Below are 21880 nucleotides of genomic sequence, written 5' to 3' on the forward strand. Positions count from 1 at the left end.
ATCGCTCGCTGCGGTACACTTACCTAAAGTAAACCATGAAGGGAGACATTACCTATGAAGAAGATCGTTTTGGCTTGCGGTGCTGGCGCTGCTACTTCCACGCTCGTTGCCCAGAAGGTCGCCACCCTGCTCGACGCCAACGGTTACGCCGACAAGTATGAGATCGTGCAGTGCGCCATCTCCGAGGCCAAGGATTACTGCGATGAGGGTGCTGACCTGCTGATCGCCACCACCGTTGCCCCCGAGGGCCTCACCTGCCCGTACGTGAGCGGCGTGCCCTTCATGACCGGCATGAACCGCGTCGCTGCCGAGAAGGCCGTCCTCGACGTCATGGCTCAGTAGGCGCTGACTGTATGAGTGAGCAGAACGCCAATCCGGTCGAGCTCTTTGGCATGCGCGTCGCCCATGTGGGCATTAACGCTGCCGACCCGGCAGACGCCCTGGAGATTGCGGAGCTGTTCTCGACGATGATGGGCCTGCCCGTTATCGAGACCCCCGTTTCGTACTTTAACGATTCGCTGGTCGAGATCATGAAGCAGAACGGTCGTGGCGCCAAGGGCCACATCGGCTTTGCCGTCAACGACATCGATGCGGCGGAGAAGTGGTTTGCCGAGCGCGGGCTCGAGGTCAACGAGGAGTCGCGCGTGCTGCTGCCCGACGGCGGCACCAAGCTCGTGTACTTTAAGCGCGAGTTCGCCGGCTTCGCCGTGCACCTGTGCCGCGAGTAGCGCACAAGCTGCTATAGCTAGCAAAAAGGGATAGAGCCGCCTGGCCCTATCCCTTTTTTATGCCGAGGGGACGACCTTCTGAAAGGGCCATAAAATCCAGGTCTAATATTTTTCCGAGAAGTGAACGAGCAGAATCGGACCCCTGAAGCATCGACACTTTGAGGATGCCGTTTCCTGCGGTTTCGATGCTGGAATCCTGCGATTTTGCGGCCAAAAAATGCGGATGGTTCGGGGGTCCAAAAACAGGCGTTCACTTCTCGGAAAAGTATTAGACCTTGATTCGCGCGGGTGCCCCTACCGCGGCAGGCGAATCGTAAAGCGGCTGCCGACGCCCTCGACCGAGGTCACGCCAATGACGCCGCCATGGCTATCGACAATCCACTTGGCAATGGCGAGCCCCAGGCCCGAGCCCTGCGCGCCGGCATCGCGTGCGTTATCGGCTCGGTAGAACCGTTCAAACGCGTGAGCTGCGGATTCCTGGTTCATACCGATACCCTCGTCCTCAACACTTATGTCGATCGTGCCCATGCCCGCATCGGGCGTTATACCAAATGTGACGGTCGTGCCTGCGTCCGAATACTTGGCGGCGTTTTGCACGATCACGCGCAGAGCCTGCTTCGCGAGCGCCACGTCAACGGGCGCGTCGCAGCGCGGGTCGCTGGCAAACGCAGCGTCAAAAGCCAGCCGATATGTGTGCCCGGCATCAATCATCTGCGATTCCTCGCACACCTCGCCGACCAGTGCAGCCAGGTTGGTATTCACGCGCCGCAGCACGGTGCGGCCGGCATCTCCGCGTGCCAAAAACAGCAGTTGTTCCACGAGCTCCTGCATGTGCTCGCTTTCGGCCTTGAGCGAGGCGATGGACTCTGCCAGCACGGCCGGGTCGTCTTTGCCCCAGCGGTCGAGCATGTTTACGTAGCCCTGAATTACCGCGATGGGCGTGCGCAGCTCGTGACTCGCATCGTTGACAAAGCGCATCTGCTGCAGCTTGGCCTCTTGCATCTGGCGCAGCAGGCGGTTGAGCGCGACCTCGATGCTCGCCAGGTCGGCGTCGCCAGTGGTGACGCTCGGCGAATCGACGCTTGCTCGCTCGATGGCCTGCTCCAGCGTTTCCATCTTGCCGCCGGAGAGCTGCATGCGGCCGAGCTCGTCCACGCGCAAAGCCAGGTCGTTGAGCGGCGCCATGGTGCGGCGCACGCGCCTCGCGCCGCCGAGCATGTTGAGCACGCTGATGACCTGCCAACCCACAACGACAAGGTAGAGAGGCCATAGCGTGACGAGGTCCTGCGCGAGGGGGAAGGTCTTGCTGGTGCGCGCAAGCTCGACGGTGTAGGTGAGCGTTGTCAGGTCCCAGCCGCGCGCGGGCGTCAGCGACATGCCGTGAACGGTGGCGCCGGGAATCCAGCCTGCGGTAAACGCGCTGTCGGGCAGCGTCTGGTTGTATCCATAGACGAGGATCGCCGCCGCAATCACCACCAGCAACAGATCGAGCCAGACGTAGCTCACCAAGCGGCGCCACATGTAGCTCCAGTTGATGGCGCGGGCGATGGAGGTGACGCGCTTGGTCTCGGCGTTACGCGCGACAGACATAGCCCACCCCGCGCACAGTTTGGATGATGCGGGCACCGCCGGCGTCTTCGATCTTGGCGCGCAGGTGCGCGATGTGTACGTCGACGTTGTTGGTGTCTCCTACGTATTCGTAGCCCAGTGCCTCGTGCACGATGCGCTCGCGCGTGAGCACGGTGCCGGCATGTGCCATAAGCAGGGCGAGGACGTCGAACTCGCGGGCCGTGAGCGCGATGGGCGAGCCGCCGACCGTGACTTCGCGGCGGTCGGGGTCGAGCGCAACCGAGCCCACGGTGAGCGTGGCAGGGGAGGGTGAAGCGGAGGCCTGGGTCGAGTTGCTGGCCGGGGGAATCGCAACGGCGCTCTCGCCCGCGCCGCCCGCCATACCCGCCCTGACGCCGGCGCCGCCAACGCCCGAAGCCGTCCGCACGGCCTCCGAGCGCTTCAGCGCCACACGGATCCGTGCGAACAACTCCTCAATCGCAAACGGCTTGGTCAGGTAATCGTCAGCGCCGGCATCGAGCCCGGCCACCTTGTCCATCACAGCATCGCGCGCGGTGACCATGATCACCGGCACGTCCTTGTGCTTGCGAACACGCCGCAGGACCTCCATGCCGTTGAGCTGCGGCAACAGCACATCGAGCAGAATCAGATCGTAGTCGCGCTCCAGCGCCAGGTCAACGGCGGTGCGGCCATCGGCGGCGTGCTCCACCTGGTAGCCCTCGTGCTCCAGTTCGAGCGTCACAAAGCGGGCGATTTTCTCCTCGTCCTCTACGATAAGGATCCGTGCCATGCGTGCCCCCGTCTGCGATTACTTGTCGTCGTTCAGATTTTGCTTGATGCCGTCCGCGGCATCGGCGGCGTGATCCATCAGGTTGTTGATGCTGCCGGGCACGTCGCCGTCGCTGTCGATACGGTAGCGCATGCCAAAGAACAGACCAATCAGCATCAGCCATATCGTGGCGCCCCAGGCAAACAGGGCGACGATGGGAATCAGGATGGGGATGTTGAGGATGATCGCATCGCGGCGCGTGGCGATAAACTTGGTGTCCAGGCTCAGGCGGAAGAGCTTTTTGAGGTACTCCCACACGCTGTCCATCTTCTTGGAGAAGTCGGTCTTTTCGCTCGACTTTTCGTAGGCGGCCTGCGCAGCGACCATCTCGGCCGAGGGCTCGTCGACCGGCGCGGACTCGGTGGCGGCGTGTGCCGACGTGGTCTGGGTCTTGCCCTGCGACTCGAGCCAAATGATGGCGTCCAGAACGTTGCCGTCGGCGGCGTCGAGCGCGGCCTTGGCGTCGGTATAGCTCACGCTGCACTTGGTGCGGATGGTTTCAACTTTTTCGAGGTCGTCCATGACCTTTCCTTTCGTTCGATGGGCGCGACGCTGGGCGATTTGCCCGGGCGCGAGCGTTGCGTTCGGCGGCCTGCGTTGCGCGGTGCCGCCCCGCCCTTGGTCGAACTCTATAGTGCAGGTTATAGATTAAGCGATTCTTGAGCCAAGATTAACGTTGGATGAGTTTTTGGGTGGCGCGGAGGCGGGCGGGGGCAGAAAAGGCAGGTTTTGCGTGGCGTGAAGGAGGTGCAGTCTGATCTTTGGGACGGCTGACAGCGAGGTCTAATACTTTTCCGAGAAGTGAATGAGTGAAAACGGACCCCCGAAGCATCGACACTTTTCGGGTGCCGTTTCCTGCGGCTTTGATGCCAGAATCCTGCGTTTATGCCGTTGAAAAATGCGGATGCTCCAGGGGTCCAAAAACAGACGTTCACTTCGCGGAAAAGTATTAGACCTCGATAGCAGGGGATGGTGGGCCGATGACAAAGTGGTGGCAGAAAAGGGGTACGCAAAGCACGCCGGTCATAGGGAATCAAAATCACGTTGCAAAAGCATGAGAATATCCTACAATTGCAACATGAAGTACTTTAGCAACATAACGGCGATAAGCGAGCTTTCCGAGAGTGAGGGCGTGTTCACCACAGCCCAGGCGGCTCGTATGGACATCTCTCGAGATGCGCTGGCACACTCATGCCGCGTGGGGCGTCTTGAACGGATATGCCACGGCGCCTACCGGATGTCGGGCACGCAGCGCCGAGACACTGACGAGCTCAACGCTTTTTGGAAACTCACCAATCCCTCCCTTTGCGCGTGGGAGAGAAAACGCCAGTGGGATGGCATCGCCGTGAGCGGTACGACAGCGGCGAACCTACAGCAAATGGGCGATTTCTATCTGTCCCCCTACAGGATGACCGCGCCCATGCGCATCAATACGAGAAACGAATCCCTTTCTTTTGCAAAGCGCGAGATCGCTGAGCAGGACATCGTCTGGCTCGACGGCCTGCCGGTAACTAAACCCGAGCGCACGCTTGTTGATCTTTGCCTCGATTGCGAGGACCCCTCATTAATTATCGATGCCTATAACGACGCGCTTGGGCGAGGGCTCGAGATACAGCGGCTGAAAGATCTTGTAGAGGAGAACTCTAAAACCGCCAAACGACGCGAGTTGATGATGCCCTTGTTGACGGCGCTGAACGAGTAATGAAAAACGGAGGACATGGTGAAGTACAAAACACCTGCCGCACTGGAGATGGCTGTTAGGGATGCCGCAAGAGAATCGCCGATGGATACTAATCGGGCGATCGTCGGTTTCTACTTTCATCGCTTCCTATGTCGCGTTTTTTCAGAAGATGACGGCCGCTTTGTACTCAAGGGTGGCCAAAGCGTCCTGGCGCGAACACTCGATGCGCGTGTCACAAGAGATATTGACTTGGTTGCTCAAGAGGAGAGCCTCGAAGAGGCTGTTGCCGATCTGGCGCGGGCGGCTTCGATTGATCTGGAGGATTTCGTTTCGTTTGTCTTTGATCGTGCAGAGCAGATCAAAAAAGAAGATGAGTATCGGTGTGGTGCGAAGGTGTGGTTCACCCCCTTTATGGGAACCAAGAAGCTGCAGCCAATTTCAATTGACTTGGTAATTGATGAAGTGCGGGGACTTGAGCCTGAGGTTCTTGCGCCGATCGATCGTTTGAATATTGAGGGGCTCCCAGTCTGCGACTATCGAGTATGCCGAGTGGAGAGTGCCCTTGCAGATAAATTGCTCGCAATGGTAGAGATGCATGAGGGCCGTGCCTCTTCGCGAATCAAGGATATAGTCGACATCTTGGTGTACGCGAAAACTTGCTTCGTCGATGGGACTACGCTTGTCGAGAGGGTCGAGAAAGAAGCATCTGCCCGCAAGGTGGCAATGCCGGAAGAGTTCGTGGCGCCTCTCTGGTGGAAACAAAATGGTTCTGCGCAGTACATAAAGATGGCGAGGCAGGCGGGGGTACTTGATCTCGCGGGGAACATTGCTGGGGCAGAAGGGGTCGTCAATCGGTTGTATACACCGTGCTTTAATCATTCGGCGAATGTGCGCAAATGGAATCCTCAGACCACGGGATGGGAATAGGCTAGATAGTTAAGCCGGCGGCAGGATTAGTTCCTGCCGCCGGCTTAAGACGTTTCTACTGCCTATGTATGCGCTACTCACAGGCCTGGTCGACCACCTGAGTAACGGCCTTCTTTGCGGCTTCGAGGTTGCGCTGGGCTTGGGCGACAGCGGCCTCGGCTTGTTTCTTGGCCCTTACGACCTCGGCAAAGCGATTGATGGATTCGCTATACTCGCGCGTACGCGGGTCGAGTGCTGGTGGGACTTCGATCTCGAACAGATCGGTAGGGCGGATGGCGTGGCTGTACTGATTGTCGGACAATACCTGCAAAACTATGGACCCATGGCCGTCGGTGAGGTACGCCGCGACCATCTCTGCATACACCATGCGCTCCTCGTCGGTCATCGTTGGAATCGCCGGGCGAATGGCGGTGGTGTTGTGCGAGGCAACTAGATGCTGCTTTGCATCATCGATGCCGACCACAAGTAGGTTCGACGCGCCGTAACGACCGAGTATGCGCGGCATGACGATATCGCCGCAACGAAGCTCGTAACGAGCCAACACGTCTGGACTTACCTTTACAGGTTCGGAATCCAGCTCCGACGCGCCTTCCGCAACATCCTTGGGCAGCAAATAGCCGTTGCGGAAATCCTGAGATGAAATGCGGCGCACCTCGACAGCGTCGATGTCATCCGAGGTGGTGCTGTCTCGGGGCATAAACGGCACCACGCGCATAAAGCTGTCGCCGAGCGTTGCGCTGTAGTTTTGAGCTACGGAGATCAGGCCAACCCTGCCTTTGGAGAGCGCGGCGTGGTGTTGGAGTAGCTTGCGCGTTTCGAGCTCGACGGTTTCAATGGAAACCGTTTTGCGTGAGTCGCACTCGATGCCGCTCCAGTCAGGGGAGAAAGCCAAGGGAAGATTGGGGTAGCGAGCCCCGTCGGCAAACCGAAGGCGTGGCATGGGCGTGGCGGCATTGCGGAATGAAACGCTGCGATTTCCCGTCGACAATACAATAAGTGCGTACATGCCGTGCATCGGAGATTCGGCGAGCGGGTGATATAGGACGCTTTCGACGAGCCCCTCGCGCAACAGAATCGCGCGTGCCTGCTCGGCGTTGTCCAAAGACTCGAACGGCAGCAGTACGGCGGCTCGAGTACGACCGGAGAGGGCTAGTGCATACAGGCACCAGAGATAGGCCTCCCAATCGCAGAAGCCCAGGTAGCCAGGCTCCAGATCATTAATGAGCGCCTCACATGCGCTGTTGATTTCGCGAAAACGTTTGCGAACGCAAGCTGTGGCATCGATAAACACCGGCGCCGCGTTGTCATTGCCCGTGTTCTGCTTGCCGGGCTCAAGTTCGCAAATATTAGGTACGCCGTTGCCGTTCAGCCTGAAGCATTCACGAAGCGCCTCGCAGCCGATGGCGCCAGGTAGGCGAACGGTGAGTAGGCGGCTGCCTTGTTCTAGGTTAAGCGCGCGCGAGAGGGCGGCGGCGGTGAGACGTGGCAATGATGTTGTTTCACGCATGTATAGAGCCCTTTCTTCTTGGTGGGCTATATAATAGCAGAAAAATTTAAAAATTTCTAATGACGAGAACAGCCTACTGTGCTATCCTCGAAGCAATCCAAAACCAACTCAATACCAACTGCTTGATGCAATCGCTACACAGCCTTTAGGCAAACCGCGCTATCAAGCAGGGTGATTTCACTAACGAAGCTGCAGGTTAGGTCGATTGTCATCATCCATACCTCAGAGCATTCTAAAACTTAGAACAGACTTACACCAAACACCCGAAACCGGATAGAAAGAAACATTCATGAAGAAACGGGACAACATCTACGAGGCATTCCTCAGTGCGATCGACGAGGATCTCCGCGACATGTGCGAAATGAACGGAAAGGTAGAACGGTCTCTTCCGTGTCCGTACTGCGGCGAGAAGAACGTCGAGCGCCTGGCCAAATCGCTCGTTGGCGTGCTGGAAGAGCGCTCGCCCGATATTCCCGGGCTGGTGCCCGAGCAGTATCGAGCCGATGTACACGAGGCCCGCGAACTTTTGACTGCCGCGACACTCGCTTTGCTGCCACTGTATTTTCCCCCGCGCGATAGCCGCATAGGCAGTGTAGCGACTGTGGTGAGTATGTTTAGGCACGGGCGTACTGCGGACTTTAAATCGGCTGGTGTTCTCTTGTTCGAGGAAGTTGCGACAGGGATGAAGTACAGCACCAAGCAGGGTGCCTATATCCCGTCCTCCTTCGTGCGCCATACCGATGGCAGAAAGCCATGCGACCGGCTGCACCGCGATGGATCGCGTGGCTTTACGGCGGATGAAGATGATGCCGTCATGTTTTATAAGCGCTACCTCAAGGTGCAGCGACGCGTGTTCGATACGAGTCCGCGTTTCAACTTTGAGTTATGCGTCAAACGCCCGTTTGAGGCACTTTTGGACGAACGACACACTTTTTATTACATGGAGGAAAAGATGGAAATCGATTTGACCAACAAAGTACACGGACTCGAAAATCGCTATCTCCTCAATATCAAGCATCATAAAGATTACGACCTGCTTGACAAGCTGATGATCCATGCACTGCTTGCGTACCTGGGCGACACAACGGTCTCAACTGCTGCTCGCGAGAGTTATCTGGCGCAGGCCGAGCGCCTGATCGGTCACGCGACCAAGTCGCCGCACTCGGCACAGCTCAATGAGGACGACGGCGACGATCGCATTGCTTAACAACCACTAACGCCACGGACAAGAAAGGGGTCACGCCATGCCAGTCATCAAGATGTACGGCTACGAGGCCGCGCAGCAAACGGAGTATCAGACCAAGAAGTGGGCGACTAAGGAGGAGATGCGGGCACTGTCGTCCGGCGATGAGCAGCGCGACGTGATCCTGGCGCAGGGTGCCACGGTGGCGTTCTACGAGGACGACAAGCATTGGGAGACGAGTGTGTCCAACAATGTTTTTGCCTTTGGAGGTACCGGCAGCGGCAAAACGGCGAGTTTCATTTTGCCCAACCTGCTCAATCACCACGAATGCTGTTATGTGGTCACAGACACCAAGGGTGAGCTGCTGCGCCGTACGGGGAAAGGCTTTGAAGAGGACGGCTACGAGGTAACGGTTCTCGATACTGTTAATCCCGAGCAGTCGGCCGGATACGACCCTCTGCGTTACGTGATGGATGTCGAGGATATCCCCACCACAGTGGCGGCAATCATGGAGGGGGTCGATCCTGACGGCCGTAGCCTTAGGTATGATCCGTTCTGGAATAACGCGAGCGATCTGCTGCTTCGAGCGATTGTTGGAATCCTGTTCCTCCTGGAGACCCTTGCCGGCACCCTTACGCCGGGTGAGGACCCCAATGCCCCGCGCCGCTACCTTAAGATGAACAACGTCTTTAAACTGGCTGCGCTCATCAAGGTTACGGGAGATGGTGAGGGGCGATTCCCGTTGGACTACCTTGTAGAAGAGGTGGAGTCCAGGGAGTTTCTCGATAAGTTTGGTGCGGAGAACGCTGATCTGTATGGCGTTGAGCAGTATCGCGATTTTCGAGGTGCGGCAGATAGGACGCTTAAGAGTATTCTGATCACGCTCAATGCAACTATCTCGCGGCTTAAGACGCCTCAGCTCATGCGCGTTTTTGAGAATGACGAGATGCGTCTTGATCGTATTGACGAGGGCAAGCGCATGATCGATCTTAAGGTGAGCGACAACGATTCGGCTAATGCATGGCTTGCGAACGTTGCCCTTAAGCAGCTGTTTAACCTTGCCCAGCGCCGTGCCGATGCCAGCCCCAGCGGCCATTTGCAGCGTCGCGTGCAGTTTGTGCTCGATGAGTTTCCCAATGTGGGCCGCATCCCCGATTTTGAGCGCAGCATTGCGACTGTGCGCAGTCGCGGCATTAGCTTTTTGATGTGTGCGCAATCGCTGAGCCAGCTCGATGTCGTGTACGGCAAATCCACGGCGCTTACCATCCTCGATAACTGCGATAGTTTGGTCTATATGGGCGGCGGCAGCAACATCGCGACGCAGAACTACATAAGCGAACTGTGTGGCGAGTCGGTTTTGGGCACCAAGTACGTGGGCGCCGAGCGCACTGCCGTAGATGTGCGCGGTTGCGTGATGACCCCAGGCGAGGTTGGGCTTATGCCCCGCACCGATTGCCTGGTCAAGGTGACCGGCATGCGTCCCTTCCGCGCCAAGAAGTACTTTTGCGCCGATCATCCCAATGCTGCCAAGTGGCTGAGGGATTAGCCCTTGCAGCTTTGTGTACCCCATCTTGCATGTTTTGTCGCACGGCTTCCGTTAGTCGTAAGCCGTGCGGTCCAGTTTTTGCCTCCTTACCGATTCCGTTTAGAAGGGAATTGCCATGCCCGTTATGTATCGTGAGCCCAGCATCATAAAGAAGTCCAAGGACGGCCGTGTTGCCGCTGTCGATATGGCAAGCGAACTGCTCAACAGCCGTGTGCTGCTGCTGGAGGGCGAGGTCAACGATGCGACCTGCAACGGCCTTATTAAGTCCATGCTGGTGCTGGAGCATCAAAGTGCGACCGAGCCCATCACCCTCATCATCAACAGCCCGGGCGGCAGCGTCACGGCGGGGCTGGCGCTCATCGACACCATGCAGTCGCTCGATTGCCCCGTGATCACGGTGGGCGAGGGCGTCGTGGCCTCGATGGCCGCGGTGATCTTGGCCTGCGGCGACCACCGTCAGGTGTACCGCCACACGCAGGTGCTCATCCACCAACTGATGGGCGGCATGGGCATGGCGCAGCAGACCGATATCGAGATCGTGGCCCAGCATACAGCGGCCATGCGCGCCGAGCTGGACGAGCTGCTGGCCGAGCATGGCAACCTGAGCGCCCAGGAGTTCCACGAGCTCACCGAGCGCGACTGCTGGTGCAACGCCAGGCGCGCTCTGGAGCTGGGCCTGGTGGACGAGGTGATTGCGCCCAGCAAGAAGGCGCTCTAGCGGGGCGCATGCCTTACAAGTACGTTGTGCAGGGCGAACAAGTGCGTAAATTCACAGCCAGAAAGAGGTTGAACATGAACAGGATTTGGGACGTCGATGGCATTGAGTGGGAAGACCTGCCCACCGTGAGCGACCTGCTGTGCGCTGCGGACACAAAGATCCTGGCGCGTGAGGTTGCCCTTCGATACGGCGGCAAGCCGGACGGCCGCGGCCGTGGCGATAGCGAACGCAGCCTAAAGCGCGCCCGCCGCAAGGTCAAAAAGCTGCGGAAGATGGATCCCGAGCCCAGCGACAAGATCATCCTGTTGCCCAAGCATGTCATCAATCGTCGCGATGCGGGCCACGGTTTTGGCTATTACGACGTGGGGCCGTGCATCTTTATGCGCGACGGCGTGCAAAGGCTGGGGGAGGACGCACTCGCCAATGTGCTTCCGTGGGAATTGATCCTGATGGATGATGAGTCCGCGAGCGAAATGCTGGGCTTTCGCGTATGGCTCGAAGGCGAGTGGGATCTATGCGAACGTTATCGCTTTTTGGCCGTGGTGTGTGTTCGCATGCTGAACAACATCCGGGCGCAAAAGGAGCTGCGCAAGTTCCTCGAGCAGGGCGATGCGGCCTGCGATATGGACGAGGACGATGTAGTTGAGGACATTCGCCGCGACGTGCTGTATCCCGAGGAAGTAATTAACGCCAAACTCGGCGGCTATTGGGACGCGAGTTTGGGACTCAACCTGCCCTGGAAGGACGAGCATCGGCAGACTTGCACGCGGATTGACAGGGCTATCGATGACCTGTTTGCCGAGGAAACGAAGCGCTGCGCTGCGGAGCTTGGGAAGAAGCTCGAGCGCGGGTATGAGGAGCGCGGGGAGTTACTGAACGGGATGTCCTTGTGAACGGTTGCCGACGGTCCGATAAAAATCTGTCCGGACGAAATGATAGAACGATAGCGTAAATAGCATCTGCACTTTAAGGAGTTAACAATGGGAATCGCCTATAAGGAACTGTTTCGTGTAAACCGTCCTATCTGTGGGCCTGGACCAGGAGGTTTCTTCATTAAAAGATTCAAGGAAGGCGGCTACAGTGAGGCTGAATTGCTCGATTTAATTTCGGGAGTGGACTTTTCTCTTGGTGAAGTGGATGAGGACATTAGCCTGAAAAAGAAATGCGAAATAGTCGAACAGGCGGTGAGTGGGGTGCATTATACGAGTTGGGCCCCCAGCGTGATCAGCATGATCATCTCACTTACGGTCGGAGGGTGTCTGTCTGCATGGGCGGGCAACAATTCAATCGCTGCCGGGGTTTTCGTGACGCCATGCCTGATTGCCTTGGGAATATATGCATGGTTTCGTTTATGCTTTGAGCGAAATCAAACGGTACTGTTGGGTGCGCTGAACCACATAAAGACACTTCAGCCGTAGTTGCATGAAATCGCCGATCGCCTGCCGTGGGCCCTCGGGACCGCCCTCGCGGCGCCCTTCCCGCTCTTTCCGGACATGGCGTCCTCCGATCTCCCGGGGCCGGCCGACCCGGCCCTCAGGGTATCGGATTCCCAAATTCATCCGTACATGTACGGATGAATTTGGGAGGTGTTCGGATGAAGTTGATATTCAAGGGGTGCGGCAGTTGGCAGGAATCTCAAGCGCCCAACCGCCAATCTCCACATTTCTTTGCTAAACTAGCTTTGCGCGGGAAACCGTGCATAGTTCGGGAGCATGTCCCCCAACTGGATCTAGGTTCGGATGCCGTTGCCCGGACTATTGGTGAAGGTTGGGGGACTTCCTACTTTCCATAGCGCAAGAAGTCGTAGATGCGGACGCACTTCCGATAATGCGAATCTTTCAACAGAGCCCTCTTCTTGGCAGGGTCGTTTCCCACGTCAGCCAGTGCCCGCTTCAGCAACGCTTCCAAGTCGTCGACGTCCATCTCTTCCTCTGAAAGGCACGGGATGAACGCGAACGGGCTCTTTGGCGCGCATGCATTCGCAAGGCCCTTTATGCTCAGCGACCCTTCGAATCTGCGACGAGTCGCAGGCATCGATTTGCGGAACGTTTCGCTTCGATAGCTATCAATCGAGGTGAGCGTTGGGAGATAAGTCGCTATGTCCTTACCGACCTCTCCACCGAGTCCGCGCGTGTACTTGAAGACAGGCATGTTGTTGGGCCGTTGGCGCACGTACATGTTGAGGTAGTTCTCGACGATGAACTTTGGGTCATAGCGAAGGTTATCGAGCACGATGTCCTCGAAGATATCTTCAGGTGAAATCGGCTTTCCGATGCTACTTGGTGACACCGACAGGCCGATGACGATCTTCTGGTCCGGGTCAAGGTCGTTGAGGACATTGTCTATCCCTGAGACGATGATGTCGGAACTCGGGTCGATGTGCTCCGCAAGCCTGAACACGCTGCCCCTCAACTCGCGGATAAATCGCGTGCTATACATTTTCCGGAAGCTGCGCATCGCATCGTAGATCGACTCGAAGTCATCCGTGGTGATCTTCGTCATCGAAAGCGTACGGTCACCGAAACTCATAGCAATCTCGCCAACAGAGGTGTCGGTTGCGTGCTGAACGAAGATGAGCCGCTTGCCCAGCCGTTTGAGCTTGTCATCTGGTAGGCATTCGCAGATGTCACCCAGTATCGACCTGATGTTCTCGTCTTGAATCGAATAACCGAGGAAGATGACGGGATACTCGACGAAGAGGGTGAGCAGCTTCGCCGAGAGATACTTCCTCTTCTGCGCGAACTCCGCATAGTCAGCGCTGGTCAGGACGATGCTTCCCGCCCTCGAGACTGAGCCATGGATCTTGTATATCTCCTGAGAGAAAGCCTGGTCAGAGAACAGGAGGTCGCTTTCTCCGACGTAGGTCGTGAAACCAGGGAATAGGGTCTCACACATACAGTCATAATTCGTGGTGATGATGCCGGCAACTTTTTCCCTGCCCGCCTTCGCCAGCTTCTCAGTTTCGGCGCTCTCGACGAGACGAGCTCTCGCGATCTTATCTGCGACGTAGATCTTCATGGGCGAAGCGTCCCCGGTAAGCTCGTCACTGTGATCTTCGCGGAAGGCAGCGAATTCATCCGATGCAAAGAGCTCGTGGTTTACTTCGCTTTCCATGAGCGTGGCAACGTACGGCAGTTCGGACTCGACCTCGCCGTTCTGGACAGCAATCTTCGCCTGGCTCTTGAAGCGCGCGAAGGCATATGGGTCGTCAAGCACCTCGGCGCAGATATCCGAAAGCAGCCCCTCCCATCCCGGCGTGCCGCAGTAACGACGGGAGAGGCCAGAGCCGATGAAGAGAAACGGATAACGCCCGGCATCATCAACAGCTTTGTGGATTATCGATTTGATTCTCTCGTCCATAATCTTTCCTCCTGTACCAATCGACATGCTCGTGAAATGTTATCCCACCAACTTCGGCGAGTGCGGGCTGAAAGCATCGTTGCCGTTCTGCCCGTCGACCAATCCGCACGCGAGACTCAGCGGCACAACTGCAGCGTTCTCGACCTCCACGCTAAGCACGTAGTGGAAGTCCGCCCCCTGGCTCCCACGATTCCGCTCGTAACCAATGGCGGCCAGCCGGTCGGCTAGTTCGTCTCTCGAAACCAGCTCGTTAGCCTTCACCTTGCAAAGCATGGGTTCAAGTTCGTAAGTGTTTGTCTCGCTGATTGCGTTCCTGTAGAAGCGGAAATGGGTCGTACGAAAGAGATCTTTATGATGGGAGTACACGTGCCCGTCCTTAATGGCGTAGAAGTAGAAAAGGAACTCACCGCCCTCGTTTAGCCTGCCGCTACTTTCAAGGAAGCGGTAAATTTGTGGCGCTACAACGGAGAGCCGATTACGCTTCCGAAGCGATTTGCCCCACGAGCTGAGTTTATTGAATACCACAACGATATGATATTTAAAGGGTAATTGGACTATCTCCCGACCAAACGAGGATTCGGATTGGCTTGCTGAAATGTGGCAGTGCCCTGTTCTAAGCAACGTATTTGCGATAGAGTCGCGCGGGAACGGTGCTCGGGGCCGTTGCACCAGTAGCAAATTACTTATATCGAGCGATGTGATGCTGCGATTTCGGAAATGCTTGCCTGGTTGTGGCGCCGACTTCGAAAAGCTGGTTTTTATTTCCATTACAGCTGAAACAGGCCGTCAAAATTCATGGAAGATCTTTTCGATAGTAATGGATGAACTGAGGAGGTTTGTCTGGAGGGTGGATCGAGGTTCAAGATTGTTGCGCTCTGAAACGTTTCAGCTGAGGTCGGAGAGCGATCGCATGAGTCGATTTATATTTCGGCAGCGTTGCATCCATAGAAGAGAGAGGGATGCGTATTCGTTTGGCAGCGAGGGCGTGAGTGGGCGGGAACTTCGTGGCGTACAGCAATAAGGCTATACCTAAAAGCCTTTGTGTTGAACGGGTTTTCGCGGGAGCGGAGGGTGCGTGCCGCGAGGGACGGTCCGCGGCACGACCGACCCGGCGCGGCATCCGGAGCGGACGCGGATGCGGCGCGGACGGCCTCTGACGGGCGAGCATGCGACAGTGGTTGCCCTGCTGGGCGGCAATAAGCTCGAATCGAGCACGAGCGATTCTTGTCCGGGCGAAGCGTTACAACTGGATTTGTTCTGTTGCCGACTGATCTTGAAGCATGTTGGAAGAAACGAAATTATAATTATTTATTTGTCTGTATCTATCGAAATGGAGACCGAGCGCGTGGAAAACGAGAGGAACATAACGGCAGTTGACCTTTTCGCCGGCTGCGGCGGAATGTCCCTCGGCTTCGAAAAGGCTGGCGTCAATGTTGTGGCTGCCTACGACAATTGGGACGCTGCCATTGATGTCTATCGCGCTAACTTCCAGCATCCTGTTTTCAAAAGGGATCTCTCCGACGTTTCCGTATCCGAGGAAGTTGCCGGCTTCGCTCCGGATATCATCATCGGCGGGCCTCCTTGTCAGGATTTCTCGCAGGCCGGCAAGAGATCCGAGGATGGTGGGCGCGCAATCCTCTCTGTTAGATATGCCGAGATCATCGCGAGGTGCAAGCCTCGCTTCATCGTTATGGAGAACGTCCCACGCGTTCGAACGAGCAAATCCATGGAAGCGATTCGGGCCACCCTCAAAGCGCAGGGTTATGGCTTGAGTGGGCGAGTGATGGATGCAAGCCTGTGCGGGGTCCCCCAAGCTCGCAAGAGATACTTCTTGATCGGATGCCTTGGGGCGCCCGACGGGTTCCTCGACCCATATCTTGAGAAGGGCCTTTCTGACCATCAGATGACAATTCGTGAGTATCTCGGTAACGAGCTTGGAATTGATTACTACTTCAGAATTCCGCGAAGCTACACGAGGCGGGCCATCTTCAGCATCGACGAGCCCTCGGTCACTATTCGTGGTGTGGACAGGCCGATACCGCCGAACTACAAGCTTCACCCCAACGACGCGGCGGACCTCAGTCAAGCCCGGTGCTTGACTCCAAAGGAACGCAGTAGGATCCAGACTTTCCCGGAGTCTTTCAAGTTCTTTGGGAGTAAGACGGATATCAACCAGATGGTGGGCAACGCCGTACCGGTAAACCTTGCCACCTACGTTGCACGAGCGCTACTAGAGTACAGGAGGGATGTGAGCGATGGACTGCGTTGATCTTTTCTCGGGATGCGGCGGTATGTCGCTCGGATTCCAGAATGCGGGCTTCAACATAAAGGCGGCGTTTGATAACTGGCAGGCGGCTGTCGACATCTATTCGGCAAACTTCGACCACCCGGCATTCAAATACGATCTTTACGATGCGGAAGCGGTCCCGAAAATTGAAGAGTATTCGCCGTCGATGATAATCGGTGGCCCCCCTTGCCAGGACTTCTCCATTGCGGGCGCCAGACAGCGCGGCAAAAGGGCCAATCTCACCATCCGATATGCTGAGATAGTTCGGGACGTCAGACCCGAGTGGTTCGTCATGGAGAATGTTTACAATATCGAGCGGATGGACGTCCTGCCCGAGGCGCTGGAAATATTCCGCAATGCTGGATACGGTCTCACGAGGCGCGTCCTCAACGCCAGTCTATGTGGTGTGCCTCAGATTCGCAGGCGCTTTATCCTTGTCGGTCATCTTGGTGATAAAGATGACTTTCTCGGCGAACTCTTGGATTCAAGGCTGAGCGACAAGCAGATGACCGTCAGGGATTACCTTGGCGATTCGCTCGGCACGCAATACTTCTACATGCATCCACGCAACTTCCAGCGTAGGGGCGTCTTCACGATTGACGAGCCAGCGGTAACGGTACGAGGCACCAACCGTCCGATACCGCCAGCATATAAGAGGCATCATGCCGACAAGGCTGATATTTCTGAAGGTGTGAGAGCCTTAACATACAAGGAGCGCAGCTATCTGCAAACCTTCCCCGAAGAGTTTGAGTTTGTCGGGTCCAAGACAGACATTGAGCAGGCGATTGGCAATGCCGTGCCAGTTAAGCTTGCTGAGTACGTTGCTAGATGCATAGCTGACTATGCAGCAGATTAATTGTGGTGGTTGCCATGTCCTTTGTCGATGAATGGAATTTGAGCTATCCCATTCCGAATTCTATATATAGCGAGAATACGCTATCCGTTCGCGGGAGAACAGTTGGACAAGGTGGTGCTGGACAGTACGAACTCAAAGGTTCAGGCTCTCTTGCAAACGGGGATACGCTGACTGCAGTTGACATTATCGGACACGCAATCATCTTGGAAGTAGTCGTACCCTCTACTGGGCAAGTTGTCTCCCTTGGCACGCGTTATCCCGTTGCAAAAAAAGGCGGAAAAGTACGTGTGCAAATACAAGGAGACGGGGCAAAGCGTCCAAATGTCGGCAACTTGTTTGCCGCACTGCTGTTGTTGCCAGTGACGGGCAAAGTAAACGATTCATCGCCGTTGCAAGAGGACGGTTTTGCGGAAAGGACATTCTGGATGGATGCAGCCGAAGTAAAGCCTGTGGGCGTCTCCGAAGATGCATATATCTTGGAGCTAACGAAACTCTTCTTCGCCACTGGAAGCAGATACAAAGACGGGCAGTTTTCGGGTGCGATAGATTACGACTACAAGTCGAGAATTGACGATCTTATTGCCCTTTGCAATCGCGGATGCAAGATGAGGGCTGGTAGCCTGACCACGGCATTCAAGTATTTCGCTGACGTTTACGCAGGGAAACTTGAGTTTGATTACAGCGTGGCTGAGTTCATGCGAAACCTCATAGCGAGCCAATTGATTGCCGAAGAGGGCATCGACTACGAACAAGGCGATGACGTGCTGCCCGCAATGCATCAACTAATCGACCTTGCTGCAAAGAATTCATCGAAAGCATCAAGCAGAGAGAAGAGGACTTTTCAGCTAAACAACCTTCCAGCTGAATTTAAAACCGACTTCTCCAGGCGCTACATCACGTCACTACTGGCAAAGCCCTTTGTCATCCTTGCTGGCAACAGCGGAACAGGCAAGACGCGGATTTCCAAGCGTTTTGCAAAGTACCTTGAGGTCTTGGATGAAGACGGGGAGCCAAACTGGTTGCTCGTCCCGGTCGGTGCCGACTGGACCGACAACACCAAGGTGCTGGGCTTCTTCAACCCGATTGCAGACGGCGGCAAAGGCGCGTACGAAGAGACCGGCATACTGAGACTCATCGAACGGGCCAACGCTAACCCCGAGGTTCCGTATTTCCTCATCCTCGACGAGATGAACCTGAGCCATGTCGAGCGGTATTTCTCAGACTTCCTCAGCCACATGGAGACCATCGGCGAGGATAACCTCATCGTGCTTGATGGGTACGGCGATGGCGGTGCTGACAGGCTGCCCTATCCGCAGAACCTGTTCGTTGTCGGCACCGTGAACATCGATGAGACCACTTACATGTTTAGCCCCAAGGTGCTCGACAGGGCAAACGTCATAGAGTTCAAGCCGTCGAAGGCCGAAGTCCTCGCAGGGTTCAAAGCCATCGAGGATGCGCCGGACGTTGCCGTCGCAGCTTCCGGCGTCCCCCAGGCTTTTCTGCGTCTCGCCAAGGACATATGGGAGGGAGCCAATTACATCAGCGAAGATGATGCTAACGCCATCTTCGAGAAGTTCGGCAAGCTGTATGAAGAGCTGGAGAAATGCGGCTATGAGTTTGCCTTCCGCACCGTGCGCGAAGTGCGAATGTACGTTAATGCCGCGCACGAGCTTGACGGCGAGAACTACGAACTCGAGCGTTCTGTCGATGAGCAGATTGTCCAGAAGGTGCTGCCGAAGCTCCATGGTAACAAACGTGAGATCGGCAATCTGCTTAAAAGCCTGAAAGACATATGCGATGGCGAGCTGAGCTCCGTTAAGATAAGCCAGATGGCAGCGAAACTCGATAACGTGCAGTATGCGAGCTTCATCTAGCCTATGGACGGCAGCATCGGCGCAATCCGCTTTGCAGCGGATGGAAGAACAATAGCCAGGCTCTACCAGAGCGGTGCGCATGACCGAGTCGATTGGGACGAGGAACAGCAGACCGGGCTAACCGGGCTGACGTGTTTCGGTCTCAAGCCGGAAGCATCCCAGAATGGCGCTGGTTCAACACCAGCCTTCGCCGTCAAGGACGGTCTTGACGGGAGTCCCACGCTTCGAATCAACGAAACCACATGTTATGTGCTCGAATACGAGCGGACCCCTGATGGTGGCCTGCATCCTCGCGCCTCGTTCCAAAACGAAGGCAAGAATATCAGGTGCGACAGAAACGGCAATAGTGTCACCTTCCAGTTCGTGAACTATCTCGGGCGTTCGAGGATTCGATTCGGCGAGGAAGCTGATGCGCCGATGCTACAGTTCGAAGTCGTCCCGCTCAAGATTGGCTATGAAGACGATTACATCGAGCTCACCGAGGAGCTTGCCGCAAGGTGCGCTGCGCTGCTCCTTGACTACTCGGGCTCCACGTCGAACGTTTACAAGCAAGCCGACGAGAATCGCGAGACGCTGCTTGAGCAGTTCGTCTTCCTGCGGCAGTTCTGCTACGAACCGAACCTCCAAGCCCTCTTCGAGGCGATAAAGAGGAACCCTGATAGGACGCTGGATCACGAGGACGAGCTGCGGTCGGTTGGGGCTGGCATGCCGTCCCGGAGGTTTTATACGAACCCCTTCTCGAACAGCCGGATGTGGACGCGCTTGAACTGCGGCGGCGATGCGGGAGGCGTCTACCTCCCCCAGATGGTCAGCGTCACGCGCAAGTACGACCTGCTCGACACGCCCGCCAATCGGTTTGTGAAATTTGCCCTGCATGAGATTGACCGGATCTGCACCTCTCTGATGACTGTCCTGGATGCCGAGAAGGGCGATACTCGGCAGACGGAGTGTTATCGCGAAGCCGCCGCGCTGCACGCCATGCTGGATACGATACTCAGCGACGCCTTCTTCGACGATGTCGGCACCCTGCAGATGATGCCTCAGAACAACCAGGTGTTGCAGAAGCGCGAGGGATACTCGCAGATCTTCTTCGCATATTCCATGCTCGATATGGCGCTGCAGCTCGACTGGAAGGGCAAGGATGACATCTACGAGGGCGAATCGAAGAATGTGGCCCTCCTCTACGAGTACTGGATCTTCTTTGAGCTGTACGACATCGTAAGGGGGATCGAGGGGTGCGAGCCGATAAGCACCGATGACCACCCATTTATCGGGACGAATCCCGACGGTGGGCTGTCAATATCCCTCAAGCAGGGCGTACGCTCCTGCCAGTCATTCCAGATTGCGCAGTGCGGCGCGAAGGTAAACCTCTACTACAACCGCACCTTCTCGCCCCGTGACTTTCATGCCACTCGTTACGAGGGTTCGTACTCGAGACCGTTCAGACCCGACTACACGCTCGCGATATTCCCGGATGCTTATACAAACGAGCGAGCCGCAGTGCAAGATGGAGCTGTTGCATTCGTCCACTTCGACGCCAAGTACCGCATCACCGACTTGACGGGGCTTGTCGGCAAGGATGTGGGCACCGAGGAGGCAGAGCGCGAGGAACTTAACGAGGAGAAGGCGGCCTCCACCACGAACACCTACAAGCGCGGTGACCTGCTGAAGATGCACACGTACAACGACGCGATACGGCGCACGGTTGGCAGCTACGTGCTTTATCCGGGGTCGGGCGAAACGGGCGAGAAGGGCCAATTCCGGCTCTTCGAGGAGATTTTGCCGGGTGTCGGCGCTTTCGCCATGAAGCCGAGCATCAGCAGGACGGCAGAGAATGCGTTGCGCGATTTCATAGAGAAGGTCATCGGCGAGAACACGGCAAGCAATACGCGGCTGAACCGGCTGAGCTACTTCACCGAAATGGTTGTGGCTGAGCCTCCAAGCGCGGGCAAGACGGATAGCGACTCCTACGGGCATGGTGGCGAATCGTTCGTGATTGGCTACATTCGAGGGGACTCTCCCGATGACTACTATCACTTTCTCGAAAGCAGCGGCAGGCTCCGCAAGGGCGGGCGCTTTCTCTTCTACTTCTATGCCATTAAGGACGGGCATGTCTACTCGCACCATAAGGATCTCTTCCGCACGTCGTGGTTCCGCTTCTATCGGAACGCCATAAGCCAGACGAACACCTACGAGATCGAGCCTGTGGCGTGTCGCATAACCTCGAATGAGCTGGTTTCGAGGGACGAGCTGGCCGACCGCCTGGCCGACCTTGGCTACGTGCGGGATCGTGGGAATCAGGGTGCCGACTTCTACTATGTCCTGTCCGTGCGGGTGGAAGATGACGCGGCAGAACCCTTAAGCCTGGGGCGCAGGGCGGTGGATGAACAGAACGGCAACGATGCGTTCAGCCCCCACTCGCCAAAGATTGTTGGGTGATCATCTGGTCATTTTCAGAGTAGCGGTAACACCTACGGGCGCGCGAGGGGCAACGCATGAGGCCAATCGTCTACAACGGGGTTGACCTGTCGGGCGTGTGCTCTGCCGAGGTCATCGAGAAAGTTGCCCTGCCCGTGGAGGCGGAGACCCTGGCGGTGCCGAGGCGTGCCGGCGCACTGCTGGTGGCGGGGCGGCTGTCCCCCAGGCTAGTGCGGGCGCGGCTGTTCATGGACACCCGCCCGCGCCTTCAGGACGATGTTCGGCGACAGGGACGACGCAGCGGCGCTGCCACGTCGCGCAGGTAGCGGAGGAGGGTTGCTCCCAATGGCCCGCGGCGTCCGCGCCCCGGTGCCACCCCGTGACCGGCGGCTTCGCT

General features: G+C 56.8%; 20 protein-coding genes. 14 read left to right on the forward strand and 6 right to left on the reverse strand.

Annotation, left to right across the window (positions count from 1 at the left end):
- Positions 1 to 54: 54 nt before the first annotated feature.
- Positions 55 to 342 (forward strand): PTS sugar transporter subunit IIB, encoded by a 288-nt coding sequence (locus DW823_RS07455; RefSeq protein WP_006235903.1) that lies wholly within the window; start codon positions 55 to 57, stop codon positions 340 to 342.
- Between the two features lie 11 nt (positions 343 to 353).
- Positions 354 to 728 (forward strand): VOC family protein, encoded by a 375-nt coding sequence (locus DW823_RS07460; protein ID WP_117769941.1) that lies wholly within the window; start codon positions 354 to 356, stop codon positions 726 to 728.
- A gap of 294 nt (positions 729 to 1022) precedes the next feature.
- On the opposite strand, the gene DW823_RS07465 is transcribed toward DW823_RS07460, so the two are convergent.
- From DW823_RS07465 to DW823_RS07475, 3 genes are read right to left on the reverse strand one after another with little or no spacing between them, the layout of a single operon-like run.
- Positions 1023 to 2318 carry a cell wall metabolism sensor histidine kinase WalK gene (locus DW823_RS07465; protein ID WP_118081470.1) on the reverse strand — a complete coding sequence of 432 codons (1296 nt, stop codon included), beginning with the start codon at positions 2316 to 2318 and terminating at the stop codon, positions 1023 to 1025.
- A complete protein-coding gene (locus DW823_RS07470; RefSeq protein ID WP_118081472.1) occupies positions 2302 to 3087 on the reverse strand; it encodes a response regulator transcription factor in 786 nt (261 codons plus the stop codon). Before DW823_RS07470 ends, DW823_RS07465 begins: the two co-directional genes overlap by 17 nt.
- An 18-nt stretch (positions 3088 to 3105) precedes the next feature.
- Positions 3106 to 3648 carry a DUF4342 domain-containing protein gene (locus tag DW823_RS07475; protein ID WP_118081474.1) on the reverse strand — a complete coding sequence of 181 codons (543 nt, stop codon included), beginning with the start codon at positions 3646 to 3648 and terminating at the stop codon, positions 3106 to 3108.
- Between the two features lie 556 nt (positions 3649 to 4204).
- On the opposite strand from DW823_RS07475, the gene DW823_RS07480 reads away from it, so the two are divergent.
- Both DW823_RS07480 and DW823_RS07485 read left to right on the forward strand, forming a co-directional pair.
- A complete protein-coding gene (locus DW823_RS07480) occupies positions 4205 to 4828 on the forward strand; it encodes a type IV toxin-antitoxin system AbiEi family antitoxin domain-containing protein (protein ID WP_118081594.1) in 624 nt (207 codons plus the stop codon).
- 15 nt (positions 4829 to 4843) lie between these two features.
- A complete protein-coding gene (locus DW823_RS07485; RefSeq protein ID WP_118081476.1) occupies positions 4844 to 5734 on the forward strand; it encodes a nucleotidyl transferase AbiEii/AbiGii toxin family protein in 891 nt (296 codons plus the stop codon).
- A gap of 73 nt (positions 5735 to 5807) precedes the next feature.
- Here DW823_RS07485 and DW823_RS07490 read toward each other — a convergent pair whose 3' ends face one another.
- Complete coding sequence (locus DW823_RS07490; RefSeq protein ID WP_118081478.1) at positions 5808 to 7241, reverse strand: hypothetical protein; 1434 nt, start codon at positions 7239 to 7241, stop codon at positions 5808 to 5810.
- 289 nt (positions 7242 to 7530) lie between these two features.
- Between DW823_RS07490 and DW823_RS07495 the strand changes: the two genes are divergently transcribed.
- From DW823_RS07495 to DW823_RS07515, 5 genes are all read left to right on the forward strand, one after another.
- Positions 7531 to 8448 carry a hypothetical protein gene (locus DW823_RS07495; protein WP_118081480.1) on the forward strand — a complete coding sequence of 306 codons (918 nt, stop codon included), beginning with the start codon at positions 7531 to 7533 and terminating at the stop codon, positions 8446 to 8448.
- 37 nt (positions 8449 to 8485) lie between these two features.
- The gene (locus DW823_RS07500) at positions 8486 to 9970 is read left to right on the forward strand and encodes a VirD4-like conjugal transfer protein, CD1115 family (RefSeq protein WP_118081482.1); all 1485 of its coding nucleotides are present in this window, start codon (positions 8486 to 8488) and stop codon (positions 9968 to 9970) included.
- Positions 9971 to 10085: 115 nt separating this feature from the next.
- Positions 10086 to 10688: a ClpP family protease gene (locus DW823_RS07505; protein ID WP_118081484.1), complete on the forward strand. Its 603-nt coding sequence runs from the start codon at positions 10086 to 10088 to the stop codon at positions 10686 to 10688.
- A gap of 74 nt (positions 10689 to 10762) precedes the next feature.
- On the forward strand, positions 10763 to 11581 hold the full coding sequence (locus DW823_RS07510) for a hypothetical protein (RefSeq protein ID WP_118081486.1): 819 nt from the start codon (positions 10763 to 10765) through the stop codon (positions 11579 to 11581).
- A gap of 87 nt (positions 11582 to 11668) precedes the next feature.
- The gene (locus tag DW823_RS07515) at positions 11669 to 12106 is read left to right on the forward strand and encodes a hypothetical protein (protein WP_117862606.1); all 438 of its coding nucleotides are present in this window, start codon (positions 11669 to 11671) and stop codon (positions 12104 to 12106) included.
- A gap of 361 nt (positions 12107 to 12467) precedes the next feature.
- On the opposite strand, the gene DW823_RS07520 is transcribed toward DW823_RS07515, so the two are convergent.
- Complete coding sequence (locus DW823_RS07520) at positions 12468 to 14048, reverse strand: SIR2 family protein (RefSeq protein ID WP_158567295.1); 1581 nt, start codon at positions 14046 to 14048, stop codon at positions 12468 to 12470.
- Between the two features lie 39 nt (positions 14049 to 14087).
- A complete protein-coding gene (locus DW823_RS07525) occupies positions 14088 to 14414 on the reverse strand; it encodes a hypothetical protein (protein ID WP_147350671.1) in 327 nt (108 codons plus the stop codon).
- Between the two features lie 979 nt (positions 14415 to 15393).
- Here DW823_RS07525 and DW823_RS07530 point away from each other — a divergent pair.
- From DW823_RS07530 to DW823_RS07550, 5 genes are read left to right on the forward strand one after another with little or no spacing between them, the layout of a single operon-like run.
- Positions 15394 to 16317, forward strand: coding sequence for a DNA cytosine methyltransferase (locus DW823_RS07530; RefSeq protein WP_231505017.1), 924 nt, complete (start codon positions 15394 to 15396; stop codon positions 16315 to 16317).
- Complete coding sequence (locus DW823_RS07535) at positions 16304 to 17191, forward strand: DNA cytosine methyltransferase (RefSeq protein ID WP_117862603.1); 888 nt, start codon at positions 16304 to 16306, stop codon at positions 17189 to 17191. The genes DW823_RS07530 and DW823_RS07535 overlap by 14 nt, the downstream gene beginning before the upstream one ends.
- Before the next feature lie 14 nt (positions 17192 to 17205).
- Positions 17206 to 19065, forward strand: coding sequence for an McrB family protein (locus tag DW823_RS07540; RefSeq protein ID WP_147350672.1), 1860 nt, complete (start codon positions 17206 to 17208; stop codon positions 19063 to 19065).
- A gap of 3 nt (positions 19066 to 19068) precedes the next feature.
- Entirely contained in the window at positions 19069 to 21504 is a 2436-nt protein-coding gene (locus tag DW823_RS07545; RefSeq protein ID WP_118081494.1) for a DUF2357 domain-containing protein, read from the forward strand.
- 56 nt (positions 21505 to 21560) lie between these two features.
- Positions 21561 to 21809 (forward strand): hypothetical protein, encoded by a 249-nt coding sequence (locus DW823_RS07550; RefSeq protein ID WP_117862600.1) that lies wholly within the window; start codon positions 21561 to 21563, stop codon positions 21807 to 21809.
- Positions 21810 to 21880: the final 71 nt, after the last annotated feature.

It is taken from the genome of Collinsella sp. AM34-10, from assembly GCF_003469185.1.
Lineage (GTDB): Bacteria > Actinomycetota > Coriobacteriia > Coriobacteriales > Coriobacteriaceae > Collinsella.